Source organism: Phyllobacterium sp. CL33Tsu (genome assembly GCF_900113985.1).
In the GTDB taxonomy this organism is placed as follows: domain Bacteria; phylum Pseudomonadota; class Alphaproteobacteria; order Rhizobiales; family Rhizobiaceae; genus Phyllobacterium; species Phyllobacterium pellucidum.
The window spans coordinates 233,262-242,174 of sequence record NZ_FORJ01000006.1 but is presented as its reverse complement, the minus strand read 5'-3'; the positions used below and the strand labels follow the sequence as shown (position 1 = coordinate 242,174).

Annotated in this window: 10 protein-coding genes; 2 read left to right on the top strand and 8 right to left on the bottom strand. The window is 57.1% G+C overall.

The features are described from left to right. Nucleotides 1–390, top strand: a 390-nt coding sequence (locus tag BM074_RS19720; RefSeq protein WP_139217694.1) for a DUF2950 family protein, incomplete at its 5' end; no start/stop codon positions are given. Between the two features lie 382 nt (nt 391–772). On the opposite strand, the gene BM074_RS19710 is transcribed toward BM074_RS19720, so the two are convergent. Beyond that, nucleotides 773–1,126, bottom strand: a complete 354-nt coding sequence (locus BM074_RS19710; protein WP_091924429.1) for a hypothetical protein — start codon at nt 1,124–1,126, stop codon at nt 773–775. Nucleotides 1,127–1,520: 394 nt separating this feature from the next. Between BM074_RS19710 and BM074_RS19700 the strand changes: the two genes are divergently transcribed. Further along, nucleotides 1,521–2,141, top strand: coding sequence for a Cap15 family cyclic dinucleotide receptor domain-containing protein (locus tag BM074_RS19700; protein WP_091924427.1), 621 nt, complete (start codon nt 1,521–1,523; stop codon nt 2,139–2,141). A 44-nt stretch (nt 2,142–2,185) separates the two neighbouring features. Here BM074_RS19700 and BM074_RS19695 read toward each other — a convergent pair whose 3' ends face one another. From BM074_RS19695 to BM074_RS19665, 7 genes are all read right to left on the bottom strand, one after another. Beyond that, the gene (locus tag BM074_RS19695; protein WP_091924424.1) at nt 2,186–3,025 is read right to left on the bottom strand and encodes a carbohydrate ABC transporter permease; all 840 of its coding nucleotides are present in this window, start codon (nt 3,023–3,025) and stop codon (nt 2,186–2,188) included. After that, on the bottom strand, nt 3,022–3,915 hold the full coding sequence (locus BM074_RS19690) for a carbohydrate ABC transporter permease (RefSeq protein ID WP_091924421.1): 894 nt from the start codon (nt 3,913–3,915) through the stop codon (nt 3,022–3,024). Before BM074_RS19690 ends, BM074_RS19695 begins: the two co-directional genes overlap by 4 nt. Before the next feature lie 69 nt (nt 3,916–3,984). Beyond that, on the bottom strand, nt 3,985–5,253 hold the full coding sequence (locus BM074_RS19685) for an ABC transporter substrate-binding protein (protein ID WP_027232624.1): 1,269 nt from the start codon (nt 5,251–5,253) through the stop codon (nt 3,985–3,987). Nucleotides 5,254–5,316: 63 nt separating this feature from the next. Then, the gene (locus BM074_RS19680) at nt 5,317–6,399 is read right to left on the bottom strand and encodes an ABC transporter ATP-binding protein (protein WP_091924418.1); all 1,083 of its coding nucleotides are present in this window, start codon (nt 6,397–6,399) and stop codon (nt 5,317–5,319) included. Then, nucleotides 6,396–7,178: a DeoR/GlpR family DNA-binding transcription regulator gene (locus tag BM074_RS19675; RefSeq protein WP_091924472.1), complete on the bottom strand. Its 783-nt coding sequence runs from the start codon at nt 7,176–7,178 to the stop codon at nt 6,396–6,398. Before BM074_RS19675 ends, BM074_RS19680 begins: the two co-directional genes overlap by 4 nt. A gap of 152 nt (nt 7,179–7,330) precedes the next feature. Further along, nucleotides 7,331–7,660 (bottom strand): hypothetical protein, encoded by a 330-nt coding sequence (locus tag BM074_RS19670; protein WP_027232626.1) that lies wholly within the window; start codon nt 7,658–7,660, stop codon nt 7,331–7,333. A 123-nt stretch (nt 7,661–7,783) separates the two neighbouring features. Continuing rightward, entirely contained in the window at nt 7,784–8,854 is a 1,071-nt protein-coding gene (locus BM074_RS19665; RefSeq protein ID WP_091924415.1) for an adenylate/guanylate cyclase domain-containing protein, read from the bottom strand. Nucleotides 8,855–8,913: the final 59 nt, after the last annotated feature.

The window sequence follows — 8,913 nt, the reverse complement described above, 5'->3', positions numbered from 1 at the left end:
GTTGCAGGTCTTGAGGAAATCCTCTCACGCCGGATAGGCGAGAACGAGTTGCAGGCGATCCAGACCGCTCGCGATGAAGTTCGCGCCCAGGATACCTACGCCGAGGAAGATCATGATGGGGACGGCGTTCTTGAATTTGCGCAAAAACTCATCAGCGAGCCCGGAAAACAGGACGGCCTCTATTGGAAATCTGATGGCGGCGAAGAAAGTCCGGCCGGCAGCTTTGCCGATCCGGCCAAGGTCGAGGGTGCAGCCGCATCGGACCATGGCTATTTCGGCTATCGCTATCGCATCCTTAAGTCCCAAGGCAGCAATATTGCCGGTGGCAAATACGATTTCGTCATCTCCGCGACATCACATATCGGTTTCCGCTGCATCGTAAGGCAATAGCTGTGTCGTACGCGACCTTGCGGCCGGCTGGGCGTTAGTTCCATAATTGGTCTTATGCCGCAAAGGTGTGTAGCCGCAAAGTTGAAGTGTCCTGTTTCTGCAAAGTAAGAATGTCACTCTCCCGGCGTTTTTGATGACGTGGGAGATGCGGATGGGACTGATTGTAATGAGCGAGCGCGATTTGCAGCGGATCGAGGTTTGTCGAAGGTGGTCGACGACCGGACGACGATTGCTCCGACGTCGCCATTCAGCGAGAACTCACATGTTCAATATTACACCGATCGTACACTCATGCCTATTTACGAGAGCCAGGACTTCAATTCGCACTTGTCACTCGCTGCGACCGCACAAAGTTTCTTAAATTCTTCCTTTGCAATCATGCTTACTCAGCGTTCTCTGCGGCCAACTCCAGAGCGATCAGAAGTTTTATCATCTTGTGCTTCTGGAGAGCACGTTGATAGTCTTTGGTCATCCGAACATTTTGTGCTTCTGCCAATTCACCATTCAATCTCGACAGTTCGAACGTAGCAACAGTGTTGTCATCGACCAGAACGGTAAAGATGTCCTCCCCTTGCTCTGGTATCCAATCCAAGACATATGCCGAATACATTTTCGGAAACGCGCGTCTAATTGAGTTCAGCAGGCGACGATTAGCGCTGTCGTTGAAAAGCGCATGGTGACTGCTCTGAAGTTCATCACGATATTTTTTCTCAAGTCCACTCCGAATCAGCTTCATTTAATTCTCACCGGTGTAACAGTAACAAGATTGCCGAAGCGGTCCGTCAATATTGTCATTGTTGACGTCGCTTGAAACCCATTAAATTTATCTGTTTCTACCGGGTACCCCAAATCAACCTCTCTCACATATCGAATTCCGTCGGCACGTTATCGGCACCGGTGCCAATTTAACGAATACACCGACTGGTAACGACGTTTTCTATATCAAGCCCGATCGCAACAAACGGCCTTGTCATTTATCGGTCCTCCATAGAGTTTGTGAGGGCTGATTTGGGGGAATCGATGACCGGGCTGTTGATGAAACTTGACTATGAAGAAGAGCGTCCAGCGGCGACATCAGACACAACGCCATGAGGCATCATTGCCAATCCTTTTCGTTGGGAGATGCGTAGATGTGGCGGCTTGTTTCGACGAAGTATCAGTTCGGCCTGGTTCTCGCTGGCGTGGTGCTGAGTTTCTACCTCGCCCAGTATGCATATGGATATGTGTTCGGTGACATGCCCGCGACCCCTGAAAATTGGTCGCTCGTATTTCTGGCGTCAGCGGCGATCCTTGCTGGTCTCGTGCAGTTGATTTGGAGCCTTGCCTGGCATTGGCTTCCCTCGCTGCAGCGCCACACCTTCCCTGATCTCAATGGCACATGGACCGGCCAAGTGGTCTCGACCTATTCGGATCCGGCGACTGGAATTCAGGTGCCGCCTATTCCAGTCGCGATTGCCATACGGCAGGGATTCTTCTCCACGTCGGTTACGTTCAAGTCCGGAGAGACGAAGTCGCAAACGACGCAATGCTTCCTGAAGCCGTTCTACCAGATTGGCAAGTTTCGTATCTGGTATATCTACGATACCGATCCCCAGGCGCAGTTTCGCAGCCGCAGCATGCCGCATGAGGGCGTGTGCTACCTCGACCTCTATTTCGATGAAGACAGAAACAAACTGCGTGGGACCTATCATACCGAGCGCAAGACGACCGGTGAGATCGTCGTCGCCCGGTCCTTCAACCGGCAGCGCTGATCGAAACAGAGGTGCGGCAGGCCGTCGGCAGCGCCTACCCTCCCCTAACGAATGCCAGCGCGCAGGAATGCCTGGATAAATTGTCTCTGAAAGATCAGGAAGGCGATCATCAGCGGAGCGACGACCATGATCGTAGCTGCGCTGATCGTCGAGATGTTAACGCCGCTCTCTGGTGCGCCAAAAAGCGAAAGACCAACGGTAACGGGCCGCGTTTCGGCGGAATTGGTGACGATCAATGGCCACAGGAAGTTGTTCCAGTGCGTCGCCACCGAGACGAGCGCATAGGCGAGGTAAACCGGCTTCGCGGCAGGAACGTAGACCCGCCAGAGCACACCAATCCAGCTGCAGCCTTCGATGCGCGCTGCTTCCTCCAGTTCGACCGGAACCGATTTGAACGCCTGACGTAGAAGGAAGATGCCAAAGGCGCTGGCGACGTACGGCAAGCCCATGCCTGCAATCGTGTCGAAGAGGGACAGGCGCGAAATCATCGCATAGTTTTCGACGATCAGCACTTCCGGCAGGATGAAAAGCTGCAGGAGGACGAGCATGAAAATCAGCTCCCGCCCAACGAATTCGAAGCGTGCGAATGCATAGCTGGCAAGGGTGCAGAGGATAAGCTGTCCGACGAGTGTGAAGCTGACCAGGAGCAGCGTGTTGCGGAAGTAAAGCCCCCAGGGCGCGGCGTTCCAGGCGTTTTGATAATTGTCCAGCGTCGGCGCGACGCTGCCGCTGAAATCGAGCGCATGGCCGGAGGGCATCAACGACGCCCAAACAGCAAAAAGCAGCGGCGCGATCCATATCAGGGCCAGGAGCCACGCCCCGGCGGCATCAAGCAGACCGTCGAGCCGCAGGCTGCGACGGGCGGTGGGAATAGCAATGATCATCGGTAATGTATCCGGCGGTCGAGGACGCGGAACTGAAACACCGCCACTGCGCCAAGCGCGAGCAGAACCAGGGCCGTCATGGCGGCTGCGTGCGAACGGTCGAAATAGGCAAATGCCATTTCCCAAATCCAGTAGAGCACCAGCTTGGTGGCGTTGTTTGGTCCGCCCTTGGTGAGAATGAAGAGATGGTCGATCAGTTTGACCGAGTTGATCAGCGCGTTGATGAAGATGAAAGCGGTCGTCGGCATCAAAAGGGGAAACAGCACGCGCCGCGCGTATGTGATCCGGCCCGCGCCCTCGATGGCTGCGGCTTCCTTGAGATCGGGAGGTATCGTCTGCAGGGCGGCGAGATAGAAGATCATGAAGAAGCCGGCTTCCTTCCAGATCGTGACGACGATCACCGCCCACAACGCCGTTCCCGGCTGGCCCAGCCAGTTCGTCGGTGCGATGCCGAACAAGCCCGTGATGCTGTCAATCACGCCTAGCCCCGGCGTATAGAAGAAGAGCCAGATATTCGCGGCGGCGATCATCGGCAGCATCGTCGGGGTGAAATAGGCGCCCCGCACGATACCGCGCAGCGGAATACTGGCATTGGCCCAGAGAGCCATGGCAAGGGCGATCGCGATCGAAAAGGGAATCGTAACCCCGGCATAGACCGCATTGTTGCGAACGACGGTCCAGAAGGCGGGGTCATTGATCAGGTCGGAATAGTTTCCGAGGCCGGTGAGCGCCGCCGGAAGCCTCGCCGTTCCCGACGAGAAGAAACTCGACCACACTGTGGTGATCGTCGGAATGAATGCGAAGATCGTGAGCAGGATCAGAGCGGGAGCCGCCAGCATCCATCCATAGAGTGATTGCCTGCGTTTTTGGTAGACAGCTATTTGATCCATGCGACTGCTCTCGAGTAGTGTCTGAAATTGCTGGAACGGAGGAACTCCTCCGTTCCAGCCTGGCATGCGTTACTTCTGATAAGGCTTGAGCAGGTCGTCGGCGGTCGCCTGTGCGGCCTTCAGCGCATCGGCTGAGCTTTGCGTGCCGGTCAGGGCAGCCTGGACGGCATTGTTCAAGGCTTCGCGAACGCGGGCTGTTTTCCAGGTGGAGAACTCCGGAATTGCAACCTTGAGCTGGTCACGGGCGACCAGGGCTTGCGGAAACTCCTTACCATAGGCCTTGAGCTTTTCCGTCTCGTAGGCGGCTGGGCTGACGCCGACATAGCCGGTCTCGATCGACCACTGCGCGGCGCGCTCCGGCGCGGTCAGATAGCGGATCAACTTGAGCGAAGCGGCGCGTTCTTCCGTGGAAGCCTTCTTGAACAGGTAGAAGTTGCCGCCACCGGTCGGCGAGCCGGGCTGCTTGTTGGCCGGGAGCTCGGCAACGCCGAAATCGAATTTCGCCTCTTTCTTGACTGCGGCAAGGTTGCCTGTCGTATGCCACATCATAGCGGTCTGGCCTTGGACGAACGCCTGACGAAGTGTGCCCCATTCGATGAGACCTTCCGGCGAGATTTTCTTCTCGGTCGAGAATGAGCGCCAGAATTCGAGCGCTTCGACGACGGCAGGGTCATCGAAACTGACCTTCGTGCCATCCTTGCTCATCAGTTCCTTGCCGTTCTCGATGGCGAAGCACTGCAGCATCCAGTAAGGATAGCCGGTGCTCGGGACCATTAGGCCGTAATGCCCGTCCTTGGTCAGGGCCTTGGCCGCCGTCACCATTTCGTCCCAGGTCTTCGGCGCCTTCTCGGGGTCGAGGCCAGCCTGGCGGAACATGTCCTTGTTGTAGAACATGACGATCGTCGAACGCTGGAACGGGATGCCCCATGTCTTGCCTTCGACGCGGCCATTGGCCATCAATGCCGGATAGAAACTGTTCAGCCATTTCTTTTCGTCGTCCGTCTTGAGGATATCTTCGAACGGAACGATCAGGTCCTGCTCGATCAGATCGTAGGCGTCGATCGAGAAAAGCACCGAAAGTTGCGCCGGCTGGCCACTCTGAATGGCGGAGAGCGCGCGAACGCGCGTATCGTCATAATTGCCGGAATAGACGGCGTTGACCTTGATCTCCGGATTTTCCTTCTGGAAACCTTCGATCATTCCGTCGACAACCTTGGTGAGCGGGCCACCGACGGCGATCGGGTAATACATGGTCAGTTCAGTCTGCGAAAAGGCCGGCATGGCGGTGGCCGTCAACAATGTCGCCGAAAGAAGGGCAGCAGTTGTGAAATGTCTCATGAAAAGTTTCCTCTTTGAATGATTTAATTGAAAGCAGTCACGCATGTTGGAGGCAGCGTTTTTTTACGGCTGACTGACCAATTGGAGTGTATTTGGCAGGCATCGGCCGCTTTCGCGGTCGAACCAATTGGCGGAGGCAGGCGACCAGTTGAGCGAAAGGCGAGTTCCCGGAGCCTTTTCGTTTCGACCTGGCAACCGCGCTATCACTTGCTCGGCGCCATCGACAGCAAGATAGACATAGGTTTCGGCGCCAAGAAACTCGCTGAAGACAACCGTGGCCGGAAGTCGGCCGCTGCCCTCGGGTAAAAGAATGAAATCTTCGGCCCTGACGCCAAGCTGAAGAGATTTTGCGTTGAGGCCGGCGGGCAAGATTCCCGCCGCCTGCAGGTTGAAAGGCAGAATATCGGCCGGGAGTAGCGTCATCGCCGGACTGCCGATGAAGCTCGCGGTGAAGGCGCTTGCCGGCCGCTCGTAGAGCTCGGCGGGCGGTCCCATATGTTCGACACGTCCCTGATTGAGGAGCACGATCTGGTCGGCCATGCCCATGGCTTCCGTCTGGTCATGGGTTACGTAAACCAGCGTCATGCCGAGCCGGCGCTGCAGGGAGCGTATCTCCTGGCGCACGGAGTGCCGGAGCTTGGCGTCGAGATTGGAGAGCGGCTCGTCCATCAGGCAAAGTGGCTGGCGGGCGACGATAGCCCGCGCGAGGGCAACGCGTTGCCGTTGCCCGCCAGATAACTGGGCGGCCTTCCGGTCGGCGTAGCCGTTGAGACCGGTTAGGTCGAGGGCTTCGGCAAGGCGCGCTTCTCGTTCCTTCTTGGCCATGCCCCGCACGCGCAACCCGAATACGATGTTCTCGGCGACATTGAGATGGGGAAAGAGAGCATAAGATTGAAATACCATCGTCAGTCCGCGCTCCGAGGGACCCAGAGCCGTAACATCGCGCCCGCCGATTTCGATACGGCCGCTGTCCGACGGCTCAAGCCCGGCTATCAGTCGAAGCGTCGTCGACTTTCCACAGCCGGACGGGCCGAGCAGGACCGTGAATCCACCTTCGGGGATATCGATCGAAAGGCTGTTGACCCCGCCGCCTCCATCGAACCTGCGGGTAATATTCTTGAGGCGAACGAAGGGTTGTCCGGTCATTTTGAATCTTCGTTCGCCAGGCGCAGCTTTGCCGCAATGGTGCTGTCAGCAAGGAGCGGAGTAACGGCGACGTCCGGCAATGCGTCGAGTACGATCATGTCGGGGTCGGCGAGAGACCCTCCGCGCGCCGGCGCCAGACGACCAAACTTGCTTGCATCCGCAACCAGAATGGACGTCCGGCAGTTCTGAAGCATCGCAGCACGGACCAAAACCTCGGGACGGTCGAAATCGACAAAAGTGCCATCGGGATCGATGCCACCGACGCCGAAGACCGCGAAGTCCACGCGGTAGTTGCGATACATCTCCTCGACATGCGGTCCCAGAAAATCGAGGTCAGGCAGGCGCATCACGCCGCCCGGCATGATGATGCGGTTCGAGGGGTTTGCACTCAGCGTCACCGCCACATTGACGTTGTTGGTGATGACAGTCAGGTCTTCATGGTTGAGCATCGCCCGCGCCACGAATTCCGGCGTCGTTCCGATACCGAATGATACGGAGGAGCGGCTCGGGATCATGTTTGCGACGCAAATACTGATCGCTTTTTTTTCTTCGGGATAGCTTATCCGGCGTGAATCATAGGAAAGATTGATCGACGGCGCGTCGATGTATTCCGCGCCCCCGTGCCTTCTGCGCAGGAGATTGGCGTCACAAAGCTCGTTGATATTGCGCCGAATCGTCTGCGGCGTGACCATGAAATGATCGGCAAGGGTTTGGACTGATAAAAAACCGCGTTGTCGAATAAGTTCGACGATGTCCTGTTGCCTTGCAGATATATTCATTATGCGTATCCGAATGTTCATATGAACGATGAACATTCGTTATATCGCTTAAATGACAGCTAGATTTCAGTTTTGTGTCATTCATGTGAAAGTGCTGGGTAGCCCGTCAAAAACGGGCTACCCGCAATTTACCTAGCGAAGAAATTCGCACACTATTTGGACGTGAAGAAAGTCAAAAGAACCTTTCCCTTGTCACCCACCAGGCAAACGAACCGATCGGGCTTGCCGGATTTTGTGCCGCGGACGACGTAGGATTCTCCAAGAACAACCGTCTTGAGCGGCACGTCTTCAATTTTCGCCGTCGTGGCCGATACCGCGACACTTTCGAGATCGATTGTAAGATCTGTGATATCCGGAGATTTCTGCTGGAGAGCGATCAGACCCGTGGATTTGCAAGCATCAATGACCGGATCGGCGGTTTGAGCATATGCAGCAGGAGCGAGAAGCGAGAGAAGAGCGGTTGCGAAATAAAGCTTCTTCATCAATTTGAATTCCTCAAAAATGGCATGGAAAAATTGCCTGGTTCAAATACGTGAACAAAACGCTGCTCGATTCAATTTTGTTCCACGGCGAAAAATGACTGCAACGGCTGGGGTAAGGCCTGGTCACTCCGGCAGGGCAAACACCGGGCACGGCATGGCAATGCCGCGCAATTTGTGATCCCCAAGCGGCACGAGTGGCCTTGTCGTTTCCGCCGCGAACGCCCCTGACAGCAACACCTTATGGCCGAGCGGACGGCACAAGCCCTCCAGGCGGCTCACAAGATTTACGGCGGAGCCGATCGCGGTGAAATCGAGCCGGTCGGCGGTCCCGATATTGCCCCAAAGCATCTCGCCCAGATGAAGCGCGGTGCCGAAGGACAAGGGCTGCAATCCTTTGGCGCTACGGGATCGGTTCAGATGGTCCATGCCCGCACGTGCGGCGACGACGGCACGCAGTGCCGCGTCGCAGGAGGCAGCGGCGTTTCGCGCTCCGATAGGAAAGACAGCAAGGACACCGTCGCCGATGAACTTCAGAACCTCGCCGTCAAAGGCGTGGACGGCCCCGGCAATGCGATCGAACCAGGCGTCGAGGGCGGCAATCACATCCTTGGGTTCCGAGGCCTCTGACAGCTCGGTGAAGCCGCGCAGATCGGCATAAAGCAGCACCGCCCGGATCGTTTCGCCGCGTTCCCGTCGCGAGCGGCCGGCCAAGACCCGCGCAGCGCTGCGCTTGCCAAGATATGCTGTCAGCAACACGGCAAGGGTCGAACGCGTTGCCAGTAGTGCCAGAGGCGTAGCGGCAAAGCGCGCCACTTCCCGGAGCAACGCCGACTCGGCCGCGCTGAACGGCTGCTTGGCCGCCCAGCCCAGTATCGCAGCGTCAGTGGAGCCGCCAGTAAAATCCACCTGCACATGCGTGCCGATACCCGTCAGCCAGTTGCGCGCGAGTTCGGCCGGGTCAGGGTCGGCTGGGCCAGCCAGGCCGAGCGCCTCGATGACCTCCCCCGCGTCGGCGTGCCACAGGAAGGTGCGTTGTTTGATGATCGGGTGCGGTGCCGATAGCGTAAGCGTACCGCCGGCCAGCGGTATATTGTCGGCGGCAAGCTGTGCAGCGAGTTCCTTCAGCAAGGCAGCGCCATCCTGGAACTGAATTGCGTTGTCGACCAGGAAGGAAAGTGAAGATGGCATTCCCATGCGTGTCACTATGGAACGGCATTGCGCCCCTGTCATGGGATTTGATCCTTGTCTCGGGC